Raw genomic sequence first — 19,270 nt, forward strand, 5'->3', positions numbered from 1 at the left:
TTCGGCACCCCCCCCCCCCGCCGGGGCCGGTCCGCACGGCTGGGCGGCGGGCCCCACCCCACACCGCCGGGGGCGCCGCCCGGGCGCGGGCAGGGCGCCACCGGCGTGCCGGGCTTGTGCCGACCGACCTCCCCGGAGCGGGGGCGGTCTCAGTTCGCCGTGGTGTGGCAGTGCAGGACCAGGGCCCAGCAGAGGAACCCCAGCGCCGCCGTGCAGAGCAGCGCCCGCGCGGTGTTCCACCGCACCCACCGCGCCTCGAACCGCCCGCGGACCCGCACCGGATCCGCGATCCGCTCCGGGTCCCCGGCGGCGGCCAGTGCGTTGTTCAGGGGGATGTTGACGATCCTCGTCACGGCCAGCGATCCCGAGTAGCAGACCAGTGCGCCCAGGGTGGCCGGGAGCACCCGGTGCCCGTCGGCCGGCAGGTGCAGCGCCACCGCGAGCGCGGTGAAGACCAGCGCGCCGAGGAACCCCAGCAGGAACCAGCCGTTGAGGATCGCCACGTTGATCCGCTGCATCACCTGGATGAACGTCAGGTCGTCGGTCGTGCGCAGCCCGGGCATCACCGAGCAGGCGTAGGCGTAGAACAGCCCGGCGCTGAGTCCGGTGGTGATGGTCGCCGCCACCAGGGTGAACACCCGGATCGCCTCCATACCGCCCCTTCGTCCGTCGGTCACTCACCGCCACCGCCCGGTCGGCGGTCGCGCCCCGGCCCCGCGGGCCGGTGTCCAGGCCGATCATCCGGCATCGAACGGCCGTTTGCCCACCGAATTGTTCGATCTTCCGGCCGTGGTGACGTGCAGTCATCTCCGGGTTCGTGCGGGCCGGCGCGGTTCACGGGGTCGGACCGCTCGGACGGTGCAGTTCAACCAGGCGACCGAACTCTGCCCGATCGGCCAGACCACCGCGCAGACCGTCCTCGGGGACTCCTTCCGTGCCGACGGGTCCCCGCCCACCGGCCTCCGCTTCCGGACGGCCGTCGACGACCGGCGGGCCGATCCCCGGACCCGACCGGGGTCACCCCGCCCCGCCCGGGTCGCCGGCCAGCGCCGCGAGGAGTCCGGCGGCGGTCCAGTGGTCGGCGGCGCCGGGGCGGCTGCTGAGATAGGCGGCGGCCCGCTCGGGCGGCCAGCCGTGGGTTTCGGCGAGTCCGGCGGCGAGGTGGCGCAGGTAGCCGACGCGCGGAACGTTCAGCGCCGCCCCGGCGAGCGTCCACGGAGCGGTGAAGGTCAGCACCGGGACGCCCCCGAGGGTGCCCGGGCAGACCAGCGTCTCGTACCGGCCGGACCCGAGCCGGTCACGGCCGGAGCGCAGGACGGTCGTCAGGTCGAGGTCCGTACCCGTCGGACGGCCCATCTCCTGGGCGGCGATGTCGCTGAACTGCCCGACGGTCAGCAGATGGGCCGGGGTGCGTGCGGGCTCAGCGCGGGCCCGGGGGAGCGGCGGGCGGCGTCGGGCAGTGGCCGACGCGCGGCCCCGCCGGGTGCGGGCGGCTGAGGAAGGACCAGAGGACCCAGCCGGTCAGGCCGGTGCGGCCGACCACCACCCGGCTCCAGCGGGCGCCGAGCGGTGAGATCCAGGTGTCGACGATCTCGACCCGGTCGCCGCACCGGGCCAGCCCCAGGACGGTCTCGTTGACCGAGTGGTCACGGCGCACGTTGACGGCGCTCGCGGCCACCTCCCAGGTGCCGGAGCCGCCCGGTGGCGGGGTGTCGGTCCGTCCCGCCGCCGGGTGGTGACCGGTTCCGGCGGCCACCGCCGGGAGGGAGAGGACCAGCAGGGAGAGCGCGGCCCAGGCGGTCTTCCCGACGTGTAGAGGCATACCGGGAGAACGAGCCCGCCCGGCGTGCGCGGACCGTGACGCGCCAGTGCCACCCGGACGGCGGTTGCGGCTCGCCCACCCGGGTGCAACAACGACGACCGCCGCCGCTCCCGCGGCGCCCCGGGCCGGGAGCCGGCCGGTCGGTGGGCCGGTGCGTCAGCGGGGCGGACGGCCGGTCCGGAGCAGGTCGGACAGCAGGTGGGACCGGGTGGTGGGCACGGTCGGGCCGTGGGCCCCTACCATGTGCGCCATGAACACTGGGGGGCCGGAGACACGGCTCATCGACGACCGCTTCGAACTGCTGGAACGCCTCGGTGGCGGGGGCATGGGCCTGGTCTGGCGGGCCCGCGACACCATGCTGCACCGCGAGGTCGCGCTCAAGGAAGTCCGGCCGCCCGACCCGGCGATGGCTGCCGCGGACCCGGCGGGCGCCCTTGAGCTGCGCGAACGCGTCCTGCGCGAGGCCCGCGCGCTCGCCCGCCTCCAGCACCCCAACGTCGCCGTGATCCACCACATCGTGGACACCCCGGGCCACCCCCACCCCTGGCTGGTCATGGAACTGGTCAGCGGCGGCAGCCTCGCCGACCGGATCGGCCGGGGTCCGCTCAGCGTCCCCGAGGCGGCCCGCATCGGCCGGGGCGTCCTCGCCGCACTCCGCGCCGCCCACGCCGCCGGCATCCAGCACCGCGACGTCAAACCCGGCAACGTCCTGCTCCGCCCGGACGGCACCCCCGTGCTCACCGACTTCGGCATCGCCGCGGTGCAGGACTCCACCGCCCTCACCGCCACCGGCGCGCTCATCGGCTCACCCGAGTACATCGCCCCCGAACGCATCCGCGGTGAGGAGGGCAACCCCTCCTCCGACCTCTGGTCGCTCGGCATGATGCTCTACGTCGCCGTCGAGGGGCACCACCCGCTGCGGCGCGCCACCACGCTCGCCACCCTCGCGGCCGTCCTCGACGAACCGCTGCCCCCGGCCACCCGCTCCGGCGCGCTCGGCCCGGTCCTGGCCGGACTGCTGGCTCGCGACCCCGGACTCCGGCCCGACGCCGACCAGCTCGACCGGGCCTTCGCCGCCGCCGAACAGGGGGCCGGCCTGGGGGTCGGACACGGTCCGGGACCGGTGCTGTCCGCTCCCACGGCCGGCTGGGCGCCGACCCACATGGACACCCCGCACCCCTCGGCGGGCGGGCCCCTCCCCACCGGTCCCGCGGTCGCGGGGACGGACGCCACCGGATTCGCCGTCAACGGGTTCGGGGTCGACGGCTCGGGCACAAACGGCTCCGGTACCGGCGGCTCGGGCACAAACGGCTTCGGTACCGACGGCTCCGGTACCGACGGCTTCGGTACCGGCGGGCTCCACCGGAGGGACTTCGCCACCACCGGCAGCCACCCCGGCCCGACGTCCACCCACTACCTCGGCGGTACCACCCGGGCCGGCCTCTCGACGACCGCACCGGAGCGGCCCGCCCGCCGCCGCACCGGCGCCGCGGTGACCGTCGCGGTGGTGGGCGTCGCGCTGGCCGGAGTCCTCGCCTGGTCGCTCCGGCCGCACGGCAACACCGTCGGCGGGTCGAACACCACCCCCAGCGCCTCCGGCGTCCCGGGCGCGTCCCCGACGTCGACGGGCTCGGCCGCCCCGGTGGACCCGCCGCCCGCGGCGACCACCCCCGCCGCGCCGACCACGAAGCAGACGGCCAAGAACACCCCGGCCCCCAAGGACCTGATGACCCCCGACGGCGTCCGTACGGTGGTCGCCGCGGTGACGGCCCAGTCCGGCAGCACCAAGGTCAAGCAGCTCACCGTCTACCCCAACTACGCCAGCGCCCAGGTGCCGACCGCCGACGGCCGCGGCTACGACTGGATCGACTACCGCGACGGCGCGACGACCCGGCGGGTCGGCGGATCGATGGGCAAGGACAAGCCGGTCGACCTCGCCCAGTACGACTGGGACGTCATTCCGGCGCTGCTGAAGAAGGCCGACGAGTCGCTCAACGTCAAGAACCCGACCAGCCGCTACCTGATCATCGACGCCTGGTCGAGCGACGGTGTGGCGAGCATCCGGGTCTACCTCTCCGACGCGTACAGCAACGGCGGCTACCTGTTGGCGGACAGCAAGGGCAACGTCCGCCGCGCCTACGCGGCGGACTGAGCGCGGGCGGCCCCGGACGGTGGACCACCGCAGGGCGGGCGGCCCGGGGCTGGACCAAGCTGGACTGGCCCCACCCCGCCGTGAGAGGAGCCGTCGAGGCCATGAGCGAGAACCACCACGTCCTGTTGCTCGACTTCACCGACCGGGAGTCCTGCCGGGCCGCCTTCGAGGACGCCGAGCACCTGCCGGGCCTGCGCCAGTCCGCGATCGTGGAGCGGCTGGCGGACGGCACCCTCGACTTCCCCGTCAGCCAGGTCCGCGGCGCGGGCGCGTCGACCGTCGGTGCGGGTGTGGTCGGCGGCCTGGCCGGCCTGCTGGCCGGACCGATCGGCGGGCTGCTGGGCTGGGCGGCCGGAACGGCGCTCGGCAGCGCCGCCGAGAACCGGCGGGACACCGACGGCGGCGCCGGACTGATCGTCCTCAGCGAGCAGGTGGAGAACGGCCACAGCCTGCTGGTCCTCGACGTGGTCGAGACCTCGCCGGAGCCGGTCGACCGGCTCGCCGAGCGCCACCACGTCCAGGTCCGCCGGATCCCGGCGGACGAACTGGCCGAGCGGGTGAAGCAGGCGCAGCGCGCCGCCGAGGAGTCCTGAGCCGACCGGCCCGTCGCCCCGGGCGGGGCCGGCCGGGGCCCGGGCCCCCGTCAGGACGGTTCCGGCCCGGCCGGGCAGGCGTCCAGCAGGACCCGGCCCGCCGCGGTGAGGACGTACGGCACCGAGCGGCCGACCCGGCGTCGGTGCGCGAGGCCGGCCTCGCGCAGGATCCGGAGGTGGCGGCCCACCGAGCCCAGCGGGAGCCCGGTGAGCGCCACCAGCTGGGTGGTGGTCCTGGGTACGTCGAGCTGGGTGAGGAGCCCGGCCCGGGCCGGGCCGAGGAGTGCGGCCAGCGCCTGCGGCACCGGGCGCCGCCCCTCCTCGGCGAGGACGCCCGCGCAGGGGTAGACGACCGCGTACCGCCGGCCCGGACGGGCCCGCCGGCCGTCGACCGGCGGGACGTCCCAGCAGACCCAGCTCCGGCTCGGGGTGACGGGGACGAACAGCAGCTGCGCACCGGCGAGTTCCAGCGGAGGGCTGTCGGACGGGGTGACCTGCAGGCGGCTCCCGCCGAGCCAGCGCAGGCCGGGGCGCATCCCGTCCAGGGCGGCGGCCCACCCGTGGGTGCCGTGTCGGGCGGTCCGGGCGAGGGCGTCGGCCTCGATGATCCGCCTGCGGTGCGGCCAGGACGGCCGGACCGTCTCCGTCCACACCCACGCCAGCAGGTCGGCGGCGCGCTCCGCCAGGTCGTCGCGGCGCAGCAGCTCCGGCACCGGACCGCCCAGGGCCTCGGCGAGGTCGGCCCGGACGACGCCGGGCGGGGTGGCCCGGACCGGCTCCAGCTCCCGTGCGAAGGCCGCCTCGCCCCGGTCCCCGCCCCCGCTCTCGGCGGCGGGCGTCGGGGTGAGGAAGGTGGCGTTCCACCGGGGGCCGAGGGCCGCGCCGACCAGGGCGGCGGTGACCGGGTCGGCGGCCGAGCGTTCCCGGTACCGGGGCAGGTGGGCGTCCAGCCACCGGCGCTCGCCGGGGTGCGCGGCGGTGCCGTGCCGCAGGGTCTTGAGGGCGGCGACGGTCTCGGCGAGCGGTGAGACGACGAACCGGCTCTGCGCCAGCGTGTCCGCGTCGACCTGCCACCACCCCATGCGTTTTCGCCTCCCTGCGAAAACCTAACGCCCCGCACGCCGGGCCGACGAGACTCCCCGGCATGCGTACCTACCGAGAGCTCTTCCGGGCGGGGGAGTTCACCCCGCTCCTGCTGGCCTCGGCCGGGCAGACCGCGGCCCAGACGCTGGGCGGTCCGGCACTGGGCCTGCTGGTGTTCCGGCGGACGGGCTCCCCGTTCCTCTCCTCGCTGGCCATGTTCGGTCCGGCCCTCGGGCAACTGGTCGGCGCGGTCACCGTGCTCTCGGCGGCGGACCGGCTGCCGCCGCGCGCCGCGCTGACCGGGGTGGCGCTCCTCCTGGGTGCGGGCACGGCCGCGCCGGCCGTCCCCGGGATGCCGCTCTGGGCGCTGTTCCCGGTCCTGCTGGCGCTCGGCGTGGCCGGCGCGGTCGGCGGCGGTGCGCGGTACGGGCTGCTCGACGACATCCTGGCGCGCGACGGCCGCCTGCTCGGGAGGTCCGTCCTCGGCATGTCGGCCGGCGTCCTCCAGATCTGCGGATTCGCGGCCGGGGGCGTCCTGGTGACGGTCCTCTCCCCACGCGGCACCCTGCTCGTGGCAGCCGCCCTCCATCTGCTGTCCGCGGGGGTGGCGCGGTTCGGGCTGGGGCGGCGGCCGGCCCGGGCGTCCGGACGGCCGTCGGTGGCCGAGACCTGGCGGACCGACGTGCTCCTCTGGTCCTCGGTGCCGCGCCGGTACGTGTACCTCGCGCTCTGGGTGCCGAACGGTCTGATCGTCGGGGCGGAGGCCCTCTACGTGCCGTACAGCCCGCACGGGTCCGGCCTGCTCTTCGCGTGCGGCGCGCTCGGGATGCTGGCCGGGGACGCGGTCGTCGGACGCTTCCTGCCGGCCCGCCGGCGGGAGGGCTGGGTCGTGCCGCTCTGCGTCCTGCTCGCCGCCCCCTACCTGTTCTTCCTCCTGGAACCGGGCCTGCCGGTCGCGGTGGCGCTGGTCACGGTCGCCACGTTCGGGTACGCGACGGGCCTGCTGCTCCAGGACCGGCTGATGGAGCTGACCCCCGGGCGGCTCGCCGGGCAGGCACTCGGGCTGCACACCTCGGGCATGCTCGCCATGCAGGGGGTGGGGGCGGCCGTCGCCGGAGCCCTGGCCGAGTCGACCTCCCCGGCCACCGGCATGGCGGCGACCGCGGCCCTGTCGCTGGCCGTGACCCTGCTGCTGGCACCGGGGCTGCGCAGCGGCGGCCGGACCGGCGGCCGGACCGGCGGCCCACGAGGAAGGCTGCGGCGGATCCCGAGGTGGAACCCGCAGCGAGACCTGCGGCGCGAACCGTCCGGGTGAGGTCGTGGACCCGGCCGCCGAGCCGCTCCCCGCCGAGCCGCTCCCCGCCGAGCCGCTCCCCGCCGCGCCGCCCCCTGGTGAGCCGCTCCCGGCGACGGCGGAGGTGGCCCGGGCCGGGAGGGCCCGGCCGGCCCCGGGCGGGGTCAGGCGTCCCGGCGCGGCTCGACCCGGAAGTCGAAGGCGGTGGTGCCCGGGTCGAGGGCGGTGACCCCGCCGTCGACCGTGAGCACCGCGCCGTTCACGTAGCTCGCGGCCGGTGACAGCAGCCAGCCGACGGCCGCGGCGACCTCCTCCGGTTCGCCGGGCCGGCCCGCCGGGCTCAGCCGGGTCGCCACCTCGTAGGCCTCGTCGACGCCGCCCGCCAGTCCCGCCCGCTCCGCGAGGCGTGCCATCGGGCGGTCGGCCATCTCGGTGCGGACCCAGCTGGGGCAGACGGTGTTGGCCCGCAGCCCGAGCCGGCCGTAGTCGACGGCCAGCGAGCCGCAGAGCTGCAACAGCGCGGCCTTCGAGGTCGCGTAGGCGGCGTTGGCGGCGCCGTTGCGCAGGGCGGAGACCGAGGCGACCGCCACCACCGCCCCGCGCGACTCCAGCAGGTGCGGCAGCGCCGCCCGGAGGAGGAGGAACGGGCCGGTCACGTTGGTCCGCATGACCAGCTCCCAGTCCTCCGGCGTCACGTCGCCGACCGAGCCGGGCCGGCCCACTCCGGCGTTGAGCACCAGCCCGTCGAGCCGTCCGAAGGCGGCGACGGCCGCCGCCACGAGCTCCCGGACGCCGTCCGGGTCGGTGGTGTCGGACACGTGGGCGAGCGCGCCGGTCTCCCGGGCGACGCGCTCCAGCGGCTCGCCGCGCCGGCCGGAGACGACCACCTGGTGGCCGTCGTCGCGCAGCAGCCGGGCGGTGGCCGCGCCGATCCCGGTCCCGCCGCCGGTGACGATGACAACGCGCTGTTCCGCCATGGGCCGGCGCCTCCGTGGACTTCGATGATCATCGGACCGTCGGATCCTACGCCGACGGCCCGTCAGCTTCGGAGCCGGGCCGCCCGGGCCGGCGGGGGCGGTTCACACGTCGGCCGGCCGTTCGCCGCGGCCGGGCCCTGCTGGACCCGGGTGCCGGGGCCGGGCCGGCCGGAATTGCGGGGCGAGGTGTGCCGCCCGCGCCACGGCGGCCCCCACGCCGATCCCCCCGCCTCGTCGCCGGGACCGGGATCGTGTGAGGGCCGCGCGGGCGTCCGGGGAGCTCCCGGACGGGTGGTGCCGCCGACCGGCCGTTCGGGGCCGGGTGCCGAGCGACCCGTCAGGCGATCGGCACGACCTGCTCCGCCTGCGGCCCCTTGGGCCCCTGGGTGACGTCGTATTCGACCCGGGCCCCCTCGGCCAGCTCCTTGAAGCCCGTGGTCTGGATCGCGGAGAAGTGGACGAACACGTCCGGGCCGCCGTCGTCCTGCTGGATGAACCCGAAGCCCTTCTCGCCGTTGAACCACTTCACAGTGCCTGTTGCCATCAGTGCCGATCCCTCGTCGCATCCTGCGGCGCGACCCGCGCGCCGGCCGGGCCCATGTACGGGCGACGGCGTCTGAAGCATGCATTCCTGAGGTGCTCCGAGAACCCGTTTCGACTCCGTGTCAACGAAGCTCACCCGTTCGTGCGACCGGGAGAACGGCGGCTCCGTCGGGCGAGGCCGACGGCGAACCGCTGCTCCGGGGGAGGGGCACGGCTCCTGACTCCGTTCGGGGCCGGTGTGCACGGACGGTCAAACGCTGTGCGCGCCGGGCAAAGCCGGTCGGTGACCCCTGGCCTACGGTCGGTTGTGCCGCCTCCCGCCGAGGTCGGCGCACCGATCCCCCCGCACCGAAGAGGCCGCACCATGACCGATTCCGCCCCCGTCACCCCCGTCCTGGAACCCGCCGCCGCGGCGTTCGCCGCGGACACCGCCAAGCCCCCGTTCCTCTTCCAGCTGCCGCCCGAGGAGGGCCGGGCCGCCGTCGACGAGGTCCAGTCCGGCGGGAGCGCCCGCCCGGACGTGGACGACGAGTGGGTGACCGTACCGGGCGGCCCGACCGGCGAGGTCCGGGCGCGGATCGTCCGCCCGGCCGGTGCGGTGGGCGAACTGCCCGTCGTCCTCTACGTCCACGGCGCCGGCTGGGTCTTCGGCAACGCCCACACCCACGACCGGCTGGTCCGCGAACTGGCCGTCGGCACCGGCGCGGCCGTGGTCTTCCCGGAGTACGACCGGGCCCCGGAGCACCGTTACCCCGTCGCCCTCGAACAGAGCTGGACCGTCGCCCGCTGGGTCGTCACCGAGGGCGCGGCCAAGGGCCTGGACGCCACCCGGATCGCCGTCGCCGGCGACTCGGTCGGCGGCAACATGAGCGCCGCCCTCACCCTGCTCGCCAAGGAGCGCGGCGGGCTGCCGCTGGTCCACCAGGTGCTCTTCTACCCGGTCACCGACGCGGCCTTCGACACCGCCTCCTACCACCAGTTCGCCGAGGGCTACTTCCTGCGGCGCGACGGCATGCAGTGGTTCTGGGACCAGTACACGACCGACGAGGCCCAGCGCGCCGAGATCACCGCCTCGCCGCTGCGCGCCACCCTCGAACAGCTCGCGGACCTGCCGCCGGCCCTGGTCGTCACCGGCGAGGCGGACGTCCTGCGCGACGAGGGCGAGGCCTACGCCAACAAGCTGCGCGCGGCGGGCGTGCCGGTGACCGCCGTCCGCTTCCAGGGCATCATCCACGACTTCGTGATGCTCGACGCGCTGCGCGGGACGCACGCCGCCGAGGCGGCGATCGCGCTCGCCGTGGCCACCCTGCGCGAGGCCCTCGCCGAGCGCTGATCCTCCTCCCCGTCCGCCTTGTGACGTGGGCGTCCGGGCATGGCTCCGCCTCCGGTGCCGGCCTCGGTTCCGGCCTGGCGCCGGGGCAGGGGGCTCGGGGCAACCCGCCGGCAGCTTCGTCCGGCTGCTCCCGGTTCCCCCGTCCCCTGTCCGCCGTCCCCCGGACGCCCGGGGCGGGGGCGTCGGGGCGGACCGCGGTGGTTCCTTGGGGTCGACTCCTCCGCCCGCCTGGCGCGCCGTGCCCGCCGGATCCGGGGCGGTGCGTCAGCATGCCGGACAGGCCGCGGCGGCAGGTCCGACGCCTCCCGGTCCCAGCCGTCCGTCCACGCATCGGGGTGCCGCCGGTGGGGCGGCTCCCGCGCGGCGGCCGCCCCGAGGATCCGGAGTTCCAGAAGATGATCACAGTGTTCCGTATCGACGCGCCCCCGACCGGCATCGAGACCGGGGAGGACGGGGCCGAGGTCACCCCCGAGCAGATCGAGGAGGAGATCCGCGCGCGACAGGCTTTCGTGGACGCGGTCTCGCCCTACCTGGCCGCTCTGCCGGACCGGCCGATCAGCCACTCCGGCAACGTCGAGAAGGTCGAGCTCCTCGGTGCGGACGTGACCACCCGGCTGAACCGGTACCTGCTGCTGGTGACGGTCGACGTCGGCGACCCGCGGATCGACTTCGACTCCTTCGTGCCGGCCGGCACCACCGTCACCCCGGTGATCGAGGGTCTCCGTCCGGTCGCCCAGTGGCCGGCCGCGGGCCGGTCCTGAGCTTCTCCGCAACTCCTCCGCCACTCCTGAGCACCTCTGACCGATCCTGACCGGGGCCGGCCCGGCGGTATCCGGCCGTACCGGCCGGTCCCGAGACTCCCGGCCGGTGCGGCCGAACCTCCGGCCCCCTGTGGAACACGGCCCGGTGCGCGGCACGACCGCGCACCGGGCCGTGCCGCGTCTCGGGCCCGAACGACCCCCAATAGGTCAGTCGTCGACATATGACGCCCGATGTCCTATGGTCAGTGCACGGCGGGCCGTCGGGGGTTGGAAGATCCGATGCGCCTGGTGCTGCATCGCGCCGGCCCGCCCCGTTTCGCCCTCCCGGCAGCCTGTCGGCCGGGCGTGAGCCGGCGTGCGGGCCCGTCTCCCGCCGGCCGTTTCCACTGAATCGTGGTCCAGGGGAGGATCCGTAGTGCTCCACCGTTCCCGCATGCCCAAGGTGCTCGGCGTCGGCACCGCCGTCGTGCTCGGCCTGGGGCTCGGCGTCCCACCGGCGTTCGCCGGACCGGCCGCCGAACCCGACCCCGTGCCCGGCCTGGTCGCCGGTCGGGACACCGCCGCGCCCCAGCTCGTCACCGGCCTGTCCGAGCCCGCCGTCGGCGCCGACCCGGCCGGCGCGGCACTGGCCCACCTCGCCGCCCACCCGGACCGCTACCGCGTGGACCCCGCCCAGCTGGCCGAACTCGGCACCGAGCGGGCCTCCGACGGCCGGCGCACCGTCAGGTTCGAGCAGCGGTACGGGGGAGTCCCGGTGCTCGGCGGGCAGTACCTGGTGCACCTCACCGGCGACGGAGCCGGGCAGCGGGTCGAGTCGGTCGGCGGGAAGTACTTCACCGGCCTGTCCGCGCCGACCGCCGCCACCGTCCCGGACGCGGTGCTGCGCGAGCTGGCCCTCACCTCGGTCGACGACCCGGGCGCCCGGGCCGGAGCCACCGCGGAGGACCGCGGCCTGGTGATCCTGCCCGGCGACACCGGCCGCCTGGCACGGCACTTCACGGTGCGCGGCGCCGGACCGGACGCCGCAGGCCGCCCGGCCCGCGAGGTCTACGTGGACGCCACCGCCGGCGTGATCGCCCTCGCCCACGACGCCCGCTCCCCGTACCCGGCGGGCGGCGCCGCCGCCCGGGCGGAGAGCACGCCCGGCACCCCGGCGACCTCCCCCGAGGCCGCCACCGGCACCGCCCCGGACGTCCTCGGCCGCTCCGCCAAGGTCAACATCGTCCGCCTCCCGGACGGGAGTTACCAGCTCGTCGACGTCACCCGGTCCGCCTCGCTCACCACCTACGACGCGGCCGCGCGCGACGAGTTCGACTTCAACGGAGGCATCCCCGCAGGCGTCCTCCCGCCGGTCTCCCCGACGCCGGACTTCCCGGCCGGCACCGGTACCAGCGGCGCCACCGACGCCCATCTCAACGCGGGCGCGGTGTACGACTTCTACCGTGACCGGCTCGGCCGGGAGGGCCTGGACGGCAAGGGCGGCGCGATCACCTCCGTCGTCAACCTGACCTCCGGCGGCAAGCCCATGGTGAACGCCTACTGGGACGGCTCGAAGATGCTCTACGGCGCTGCCAGCGACAAGCGCCACCCGTTCTCCGTGGCGCTCGACGTGGCCGGCCACGAGATGACCCACGGCGTCATCGGGAACACCGCGAACCTCGTCTACCTCGGCCAGTCCGGCGCGATGAACGAGGCGCTCGCCGACTACTTCGGCAACGCCATCGAGGTGACCACGCGCGGGACGGCGATGAACGACCCGCGCGCCGCGCTCCTCGGCGAGAGCCTCTGCCTGACCGGCACGCCCGAGGACTGCGCGGACCGCCGGATGGACGACCACCGGACCACCGTCGACGACTACCTCGGCGTCTCGCCGTCCCTCGACAGCGGCGGCGTCCACCTCAACTCCACCATCTTCTCCGGCGCGCTGTGGGACATCCGGCGCACCCTCGACCCGCTCACCGCCGACCGGCTGGTCTACCGCGCGCTCGCCGAGTACCTCACCCCGGTCGACGACTTCGTGGACGGCCGCAACGCGGTGCTCGCCGCCGGCCGGGCCCTCGGCCTCAGCCGGGCCCAACTCCGCACCGTGGCCAACGCCTTCGACGCACACGGGATCCGGGCCGGCTGGCAGCAGCGGATCGGCCTGGACAGCCGGGTGCTGCTCCGCGACGCCTCCACCGTGAGCATCGCCCCCGCCGCGGCCAAGGGCCGCTGGGTGGCGGCCACCGCCGAGAAGGGCGGCAAGGGCTTCCTCTCGGTCTTCACCGGCGCGGTCACCGGCGGCGGCACGCCGACCAGGATCAGCCCGGCCGACGGCCGTTCGCACGGCTGGCCCGCCACCGACGGCACCTCCGCCGCCTGGGCCTCCATGGGGGCCGACGCGCAGGGCAGTTGGGGGATGGAGGTCTTCGCCCGCCCGCTGAACGGCGGCGAGCTCCGCAGCGTCCACCGCGGCGCCAACCAGTACATCTCCGAGGTCCAGGTCTCCGGCGGGACCGTCGCCTTCCGGGTGAACGACTTCGGGTCCGGCCGGACGTGGATCCAGCTCCACCGCGACGGGGCCCCCGCCGTGGAACTCCCCGTGGCGGACGACCACGACGTGACCGCACTCAGTGTCAAGGACGGCCTGCTCGGCTGGAGCGAGGACTGGACGACCGGTGAGACCCGCTCCTCGGCGGCCACCGTGTACTCGGTCGCCGAGGGCAAGGTCGTGGCCCGGTACCCCGCCGCCGGCGGGGCGTCGGTCTCCTCCACCGTGCTCGCGGGCGGCCGGGTGCTCTGGGTCGAGACCCCCGCCGACCGGACCGGGCGCAGCTCGATCCGGTCCGGTGCGCCGGACGGATCCGGCGTGACGGAGCTGCTCCCCGGCGACTCGACGTACGCGAAGCTGCGCCCCACCATCACCGCCTCCGACCGCGCCGTCACCTTCGGGTACCGGGACGGCGACCGGCCGGCCGGTGGCTGGTCCAACGCCGCGCTGTCCAAGATCTGGCAGATCCCGATCACCGGCGGCACCCCGCAGCGGGTCTCCTGCAACCGGGGCGGCCAGTACCTGCCGGCCGCCGACCAGGGCACCCGGGTGGTCTGGCTGGACGGCTCGGCGGGCCGTACCGACCTGGTGGTCCGCGACCGCCCGGCCGGGTCCTGCTGACCCGACCCACCCGATCCACCTGACCGGGCGACCCACCTGACCGGGCGACCGCCCGACGACGGCAGATCCCGATCTGCCTCCCGGAACCGCCGGCTCGCGCCGGCGGACGGGCCGCCCCCCGACCCCCCCCGGGGGCCGCCGGTGCCGTTGCCGCTACCCAAGGGTGTTGATCCACTATTAGTTGAATGATAAATTAGATGCATCGACCACTGAGCGAGCCCAGGAGGAACGATGTCGACCACCAGTGTCGCCGACAACCCCGAGAAGTCCCGCTACGAAATCACCGCCGACGGCGAACTCGCCGGCTTCGCCGAGTACCACCGCTACGAGGGCGAGATCGCCTTCATCCACACGGAGATCGACGAGCGGTTCGGCGGCCGTGGCCTCGCCGGTGCCCTCGCCCGCGCGGCCCTCGACGACGCCCGGGCCCGGGAGCTGGCCGTGCTCCCGTACTGCCCCTTCATCCGCGGCTGGCTGGGCAAGCACCCGGAGTACACCGACCTGGTGCCGTCCGCCCAGCACGAGCGGTTCGGCCTGTGACCGCCGCACCGGCCGCCGGCACCCCGGACGCCACCGCGGGTGAGTTCGTCCGGTCCGCCGCCGCCGTGGCCACCAGCACCGGCGACGACTACCGGGTCGACATCCGCTCCGGCCGCCACCGCCTGTCCGCCGACGAACCGGAGTCGGCCGGCGGCGCCGACACCGCCACCACCCCCGTCGGCCTGCTCCTCTCCGCCCTCGGCTCCTGCACCGCGATCACCCTGCGGATGTACGCCCAGCGCAAGGACTGGCCGCTGACGACCGTCCGCGTGCACCTCGGCTACGAGAAGGGCCCCGAGAAGGCGGTCCGCATCACCCGGCGCATCGACCTCGTCGGCGACCTCGACGACGCCCAGCGTGCCCGGCTGCTCGACATCGCCGACCGGACGCCCGTCACCCGCGCGGTCTCCGCCGGCACCCCCATCGTGCCCGCCGCCCGGCACTGACCGAGCGCCGAGCCCTCGGCACCGTCCGACCCCCGGCGCCTCCCGCGCCCCGACCCAGGGAGTACGGCCCACCATGGCTGAACCCGTCCGCGACCCCGCCGCCCCATCCTCCGCTCCCGCGCCCGCGCCCGCCGTCCGGGGCGGGCACGAGTCCACCCCCGGCGGCCCGGTCCACGAACTGCTGGCCCCGCGCGAGACCGCGCTCGGCGGCAGCACCGTGGTGCGTCGGCTGCTGCCGAACATGGGTCGCCGGATGGTCGGTGCGTGGTGCTTCGTCGACCACTACGGGCCGGACGACATCGCGGAGGAGCCCGGCATGCAGGTCCCGCCGCACCCGCACATGGGCCTGCAGACCGTCAGCTGGCTCCACCAAGGCGAGGTCCTGCACCGCGACAGCCTCGGCAGCCTGGCCACCGTCCGCCCCCGCGAACTCGGCCTGATGACCTCCGGCCGCGCCATCTCCCACTCCGAGGAATCCCCCCGCCCGCACGCCCGCCTCCTGCACGGCGCCCAACTCTGGGTCGCCCTCCCCGACACCCACCGCCACACCGACCCCGCCTTCGAACACCACCCCGACCTCCCCCACGTCACCGCCCCCGGCCTCGACGCCACCGTCATCCTCGGCACCCTCGACACCGCCACCTCCCCCGGCACCACCCACACCCCCCTCGTCGGCGCCGACCTCACCCTCACCCGGGGCACCCACCACCGCCTCCCCCTCGAACCCGACTTCGAGTACGCCGTACTCACCATGTCCGGCCACACCGAGGTCGACGGCCTCCGCCTCGACCCCGGCGCCATGCTCTACCTCGGCACCGGCCGCCCCCACCTCCCCCTCCACGCCCACACCGACGCCACCCTCCTCCTCCTCGGCGGCCACCCCTTCGAGGAGAAACTCGTCATGTGGTGGAACTTCATCGCCCGATCCGGTGAGGAGATCACCCAAGCCCGCAACGACTGGGAAACCGGCACCCGCTTCGGCGAAGTCCACGGCTACGACGGCCCCCGCCTCCACGCCCCCGAACTCCCGGCCCTACCCCTCAAGCCCCGCGGTAGGGTGCGCTGACCTGGGGAGATGCTTCGAGGAAAGCATCTGTGCCCTGTCGCTACCGACTGGACTTTTCGGGCATCTCAAGGTCATTGGCAGAGCGAGCTCCGTCTCCCGCACCTGCCCCCTCGGGGGGGCAGGTGTGGGGCCGTTGATTCTCAGGTCTACGCGCGATTTGCAAGGTCTGCTCGTACCGATGCTGACCTTCTGCTGACGTTTCTGACTGATCGTCGGTGACGGATTGGCCTGGAAATCGGCGGGCTCGGCCCCGAGTATCAGGCCGACGGCGAACACCGCAGCGGCGTTGAGCGCGTTGTGCCGCCCCGGAACCGCCAGGGTGAAATGCCAGTTTGGTGCTGAGAAGCCAGAACCAGCCCCGAGAGTGAGCCGACGCGGCGCGAGCAGCGTTGTTCTCGGGCGGTGCGGATCAGCAGCATGACGGCGTGAACGCCCGCCGGTCGTCCATGCCGCCTTCGGCCTGGTCGACGGCCTCGATCTCCACGTCGAGGGCGTCGACGCCGTCGACGGTACTCCAGCTTTTGTCCGTGGCCGGACTCAGCTTTCCCGGCCGCGTGTCTATACGCAACGGTGCGCCTCGTCCGTTCGCTTGATCGCTCAGGCTATGACCCACCACTGACAGGCGCTACAGGTGCGACTGCTGAGATTTGTCCAGGCATATCCACCGACCGGCCCCTGAGTTCCAGGAGGTCACACGAGGTGAGGCCGCCCTCCACCGTGGTGGAGGGCGGCCCTGTGGGCTCATCGGCCGTGGCCCGCATCGATACTCGCCCCCAACCCGTGCCGCCGCTCGGGGCGTCGGAGGCCATCCTCATCGCCGTCCGCTCTGCCATGGGCGAACTGGAGGGAGTGCCCCAGCTGTGCGAGGTGCTGAAGGAGGGCTAGGCGTGCTGCCGTACAGGAGCCCGAAGAGGGAGAACGGCGTTGGAGCCGAGCAGAGGCCGCCGCGACATGGCGGCGCTGGAGCGCAAGGTCCGCAGCGCAGGGCGGCCGTGGACGGTGGGCGCCGCCGAGCCCGGCGACCGCCCCGACCCGGCCGCAGACTGAAGCGTGGCCGGTCTCGTCGAAGTTCGACGGTCTGGCCGGGGTGGCACTTCAGCGTGCGGTGACCCAGTACGCTGCGAGCGGGCGGTTCCCGTGCGGTGCGGCGACGGCCCGCAGGACGTCGCTCTGGCTGAGGACGAGTTGCCGTACCGGTTCGGAAAGCGCGGCCAATCGTTCTCCCCCGGTGGTCAGGTCGAGACAGGCGGTGATCTCCCAGTCCGCGTCCTGGAGTGCGTCGGTGTCGACCGGCCCGTCGCCGTCCGTTGTCCAGCCCGTCTCGGGCAGGAGCCGCAGCAGCGCCTCGCGGGAGAAGGACGTGCGGATGTTGCCCTCGCCGTGTGAGCCCGCGGCCTCGATCTGGCCCTGGATCAGTACTGCGAGCAGGTGCGCCAGCTGGTCGCCGCGGGTGGGCGTCAGGTCCCACTCGGTGAACCACAGCCGGCGCGCCCAGGGCCGCACCCGGGCCAGCGTGTCGCGCAGGTGCCCGAGCGAGGCGAAGTACCAGGAGCAGTGGGCGAGCACGACGTGGTCGAAGGCGTCGGAGGGGAAGTCGACCGACAGGTCGCGGACGTCCGTGCTGAAGCGGAAGTCGATGCGCGGCCCGAGCGGGCTCGCCGCGAGCCGGGCCGCCGATTCCCCGAGCGTGACCGGCGCCCCGTAGGTCGGATCGGCGACATCGACGGCCACCACGCGTCCCTGGGGACCGACGGCTTCCGCGAGGACGGCGGTCATGTCGCCCTGCCCGCAACCCAGTTCGAGGACGGTGGATCCGGGCTCGATGTCCCAGCTCGCCACGAGTGAAGCGCGGTGGCGTGTCTGTACCAGCTGAGCATCCGGGCTGTGGTCGGCAGCGGCCATGGTCTTCACGAGCAACGGAATCCTGGCATGGAGATCGAAGTGCTTCACACAATCCTCAGTGGCTGTTCGGCGAACCGGTGAGGACGAGGGTACGAGACGCCCCTTGGCGGCGCCTGCGATTTCTCGGTCGAGCCGGGCGTTCAGTTCGCCGGCCACGCGGGGCCCGGCGGCGAGCGGGCCGAGGACCGGATGCAGGTAGGAACGGGAGGCCGGGACGGGGTACTCGGTGGTGAGGACTTCGGCGACGGCCGGGGCGGCGTCCGTGAGTCAATCGGCGAGAGAGGAGCGGTTGGGCGTGGCGTCAGTGCTCATCATCGGGCCCTACGGGACGAGCCGGCGGAGGCGAGGCGGCCGAAACCTGGCACACAGCCCTGCCGGGGGAGAAACTGGCCGCCTCCATGGTGGCCCGCCTCGCGAAGGGGGTGACAGCCCTCGATGAGGAGATCGCGGAGATCGCGGAGATCGACGCCTCCTGCCGCCGCGGGCGGGATGGATGCGGACGGCGGTCTTCGAACCTCGTTTCCTACTGGTTGAGCTCGTAGAGGTTGAGGCCGCCGACGATGTCCCCTCCGTCCACCCAGAAGGCGCCCCAGTTGCCGTACCTGTCGTACGCGTGGATCTCCGGGGCGAACCACTCCCTCCACGTGTCCAGCGGCCCGTTCGGAAGGTGCCATCCGTTGCCGCCGGTGGTGGAGTGCACCCAGGTGAAGCACAGGTACTGGTCGGGGTTGTCCCGGTTGTAGATCTTCGCGTAGTCCCACCACTTGTTGCCGTCGGGGAAGTTGACGACCTGCGCTTCGCTGCGCCCGTCGCTGTCGAAGTAGTACGCGGAACCGTGCGGCTCGTGGTACCAGACGTAGCCGCCGTAGAAGTTCTTGTGGTGGTTGTCGGGGGTGATGTTGCAGGCGAAGAACCCGTCGTAGCCGGATCCGCTGAAGTAGTTGCTCACCGAGAAGGTGACGAAGTAGTTGTCCGGGGATCGCAGGGACAGGTAGTAGTTCCAGGCGTTCGTCGTCACGTACTTCGTGTCTTCGCCGTACTTGGTCGACGTTCGCGAGTAGTCCCAGGCGACGTCCGCCAGCGTGTACGTCAGGGCCTTCCGCGGATTGAGCCTGACCTTCGCCCGGTGCGTTCCGTTCAAGGAGCTCTTGATGATGTGGTCGCTGTCGGTCTTGACCTGGACGCCGATCGACTTCGGGCTCGCTCCGGGGGCGCAGTACACGTAGAACGTGACCAGCTGGGTTCCGTCGTCGTCGAACGAGGCTTCGGCGCGCTCACCGGACAGGCCGGGGGTGGCGGTGAAGGCGTTGGTGGTGTCCGTGTAGCACCAGCCCGATGTGCCGTTCCAGTCGAGTGTCGACTCGGTGACGTAGTCGATCAGCCACAGGCGGTCGAGCAGGTGGGCGGAGTCGACCTCGACGGGATCCCCGTCGCCGTCGGTCGGCGCGATACTGATCATCACGCCGATCCTGTTCCGCCCGTTCGCGTAGATGTCGCACGTCTCGTCTCCGCTCACGAGGATGATCGAGAGCTTCGACACGCTGGTCCATGTCGACATGCGTGGTCTCCTTCGTTCGTCCGAGATGGTGCGGCGGCGTGCGGCAGGG

General features: G+C 74.1%; 19 protein-coding genes. 10 read left to right on the forward strand and 9 right to left on the reverse strand.

Translation table 11 applies throughout. The features are described 5' to 3' along the window. Window positions 1-149: 149 nt before the first annotated feature. The 3 genes from ACFWOG_RS16885 to ACFWOG_RS16895 all read right to left on the reverse strand — a co-directional run bounded on the left by ACFWOG_RS16885 (window position 150) and on the right by ACFWOG_RS16895 (window position 1,822). The gene (locus ACFWOG_RS16885; protein ID WP_329881011.1) at window positions 150-653 is read right to left on the reverse strand and encodes a DUF1772 domain-containing protein; all 504 of its coding nucleotides are present in this window, start codon (window positions 651-653) and stop codon (window positions 150-152) included. 364 nt (window positions 654-1,017) lie between these two features. After that, a complete protein-coding gene (locus tag ACFWOG_RS16890) occupies window positions 1,018-1,356 on the reverse strand; it encodes a hypothetical protein (RefSeq protein WP_380359113.1) in 339 nt (112 codons plus the stop codon). A gap of 64 nt (window positions 1,357-1,420) precedes the next feature. Next, on the reverse strand, window positions 1,421-1,822 hold the full coding sequence (locus ACFWOG_RS16895; protein ID WP_329881010.1) for an SH3 domain-containing protein: 402 nt from the start codon (window positions 1,820-1,822) through the stop codon (window positions 1,421-1,423). Window positions 1,823-2,072: 250 nt separating this feature from the next. On the opposite strand from ACFWOG_RS16895, the gene ACFWOG_RS16900 reads away from it, so the two are divergent. Together ACFWOG_RS16900 and ACFWOG_RS16905 are read left to right on the forward strand one after the other, a co-directional pair. Beyond that, window positions 2,073-3,974 (forward strand): serine/threonine-protein kinase, encoded by a 1,902-nt coding sequence (locus tag ACFWOG_RS16900; protein ID WP_380359116.1) that lies wholly within the window; start codon window positions 2,073-2,075, stop codon window positions 3,972-3,974. A 101-nt stretch (window positions 3,975-4,075) separates the two neighbouring features. After that, window positions 4,076-4,567 (forward strand): histidine kinase, encoded by a 492-nt coding sequence (locus ACFWOG_RS16905; protein WP_380359119.1) that lies wholly within the window; start codon window positions 4,076-4,078, stop codon window positions 4,565-4,567. Between the two features lie 50 nt (window positions 4,568-4,617). On the opposite strand, the gene ACFWOG_RS16910 is transcribed toward ACFWOG_RS16905, so the two are convergent. Continuing rightward, window positions 4,618-5,649 (reverse strand): ArsR/SmtB family transcription factor, encoded by a 1,032-nt coding sequence (locus ACFWOG_RS16910; protein ID WP_380359121.1) that lies wholly within the window; start codon window positions 5,647-5,649, stop codon window positions 4,618-4,620. A gap of 62 nt (window positions 5,650-5,711) precedes the next feature. Between ACFWOG_RS16910 and ACFWOG_RS16915 the strand changes: the two genes are divergently transcribed. Continuing rightward, the gene (locus ACFWOG_RS16915) at window positions 5,712-6,965 is read left to right on the forward strand and encodes an MFS transporter (RefSeq protein ID WP_380359124.1); all 1,254 of its coding nucleotides are present in this window, start codon (window positions 5,712-5,714) and stop codon (window positions 6,963-6,965) included. A 143-nt stretch (window positions 6,966-7,108) separates the two neighbouring features. Here the strand turns inward: ACFWOG_RS16915 and ACFWOG_RS16920 are convergent, their stop codons facing one another. Next, entirely contained in the window at window positions 7,109-7,921 is an 813-nt protein-coding gene (locus ACFWOG_RS16920) for an SDR family NAD(P)-dependent oxidoreductase (RefSeq protein ID WP_380359127.1), read from the reverse strand. 337 nt (window positions 7,922-8,258) lie between these two features. Continuing rightward, window positions 8,259-8,465 carry a cold-shock protein gene (locus ACFWOG_RS16925; RefSeq protein WP_380359129.1) on the reverse strand — a complete coding sequence of 69 codons (207 nt, stop codon included), beginning with the start codon at window positions 8,463-8,465 and terminating at the stop codon, window positions 8,259-8,261. Window positions 8,466-8,828: 363 nt separating this feature from the next. Here ACFWOG_RS16925 and ACFWOG_RS16930 point away from each other — a divergent pair, with 363 nt between their 5' ends. The 6 genes from ACFWOG_RS16930 (at window position 8,829) to ACFWOG_RS16955 (ending at window position 15,761) form a co-directional block, all read left to right on the forward strand. Then, the gene (locus ACFWOG_RS16930) at window positions 8,829-9,797 is read left to right on the forward strand and encodes an alpha/beta hydrolase (RefSeq protein WP_329881001.1); all 969 of its coding nucleotides are present in this window, start codon (window positions 8,829-8,831) and stop codon (window positions 9,795-9,797) included. A 395-nt stretch (window positions 9,798-10,192) separates the two neighbouring features. Then, entirely contained in the window at window positions 10,193-10,558 is a 366-nt protein-coding gene (locus ACFWOG_RS16935) for a hypothetical protein (RefSeq protein WP_329881000.1), read from the forward strand. A 433-nt stretch (window positions 10,559-10,991) separates the two neighbouring features. Further along, window positions 10,992-13,709 carry a M4 family metallopeptidase gene (locus tag ACFWOG_RS16940; RefSeq protein WP_380359134.1) on the forward strand — a complete coding sequence of 906 codons (2,718 nt, stop codon included), beginning with the start codon at window positions 10,992-10,994 and terminating at the stop codon, window positions 13,707-13,709. A 231-nt stretch (window positions 13,710-13,940) separates the two neighbouring features. Then, a complete protein-coding gene (locus ACFWOG_RS16945) occupies window positions 13,941-14,249 on the forward strand; it encodes a GNAT family N-acetyltransferase (RefSeq protein WP_329880997.1) in 309 nt (102 codons plus the stop codon). Continuing rightward, window positions 14,246-14,695 (forward strand): OsmC family protein, encoded by a 450-nt coding sequence (locus tag ACFWOG_RS16950; protein ID WP_380359138.1) that lies wholly within the window; start codon window positions 14,246-14,248, stop codon window positions 14,693-14,695. The genes ACFWOG_RS16945 and ACFWOG_RS16950 overlap by 4 nt, the downstream gene beginning before the upstream one ends. A gap of 73 nt (window positions 14,696-14,768) precedes the next feature. Then, on the forward strand, window positions 14,769-15,761 hold the full coding sequence (locus ACFWOG_RS16955) for a pirin family protein (RefSeq protein ID WP_380359140.1): 993 nt from the start codon (window positions 14,769-14,771) through the stop codon (window positions 15,759-15,761). A 409-nt stretch (window positions 15,762-16,170) separates the two neighbouring features. On the opposite strand, the gene ACFWOG_RS16960 is transcribed toward ACFWOG_RS16955, so the two are convergent. After that, window positions 16,171-16,329 (reverse strand): hypothetical protein, encoded by a 159-nt coding sequence (locus ACFWOG_RS16960; protein ID WP_380359141.1) that lies wholly within the window; start codon window positions 16,327-16,329, stop codon window positions 16,171-16,173. Between the two features lie 356 nt (window positions 16,330-16,685). On the opposite strand from ACFWOG_RS16960, the gene ACFWOG_RS16965 reads away from it, so the two are divergent. After that, window positions 16,686-16,808 carry a hypothetical protein gene (locus ACFWOG_RS16965; protein ID WP_380359144.1) on the forward strand — a complete coding sequence of 41 codons (123 nt, stop codon included), beginning with the start codon at window positions 16,686-16,688 and terminating at the stop codon, window positions 16,806-16,808. Between the two features lie 48 nt (window positions 16,809-16,856). Here ACFWOG_RS16965 and ACFWOG_RS16970 read toward each other — a convergent pair whose 3' ends face one another. Beyond that, window positions 16,857-17,663, reverse strand: a complete 807-nt coding sequence (locus ACFWOG_RS16970) for a class I SAM-dependent methyltransferase (RefSeq protein WP_380359182.1) — start codon at window positions 17,661-17,663, stop codon at window positions 16,857-16,859. Between the two features lie 523 nt (window positions 17,664-18,186). Further along, a complete protein-coding gene (locus ACFWOG_RS16975) occupies window positions 18,187-19,221 on the reverse strand; it encodes a hypothetical protein (RefSeq protein WP_380359147.1) in 1,035 nt (344 codons plus the stop codon). Between the last annotated feature and the right edge of the window lie 49 nt (window positions 19,222-19,270).

The sequence above is a fragment of the Kitasatospora sp. NPDC058406 genome, from assembly GCF_042722765.1.
Taxonomy (GTDB): Bacteria; Actinomycetota; Actinomycetes; order Streptomycetales; family Streptomycetaceae; genus Kitasatospora.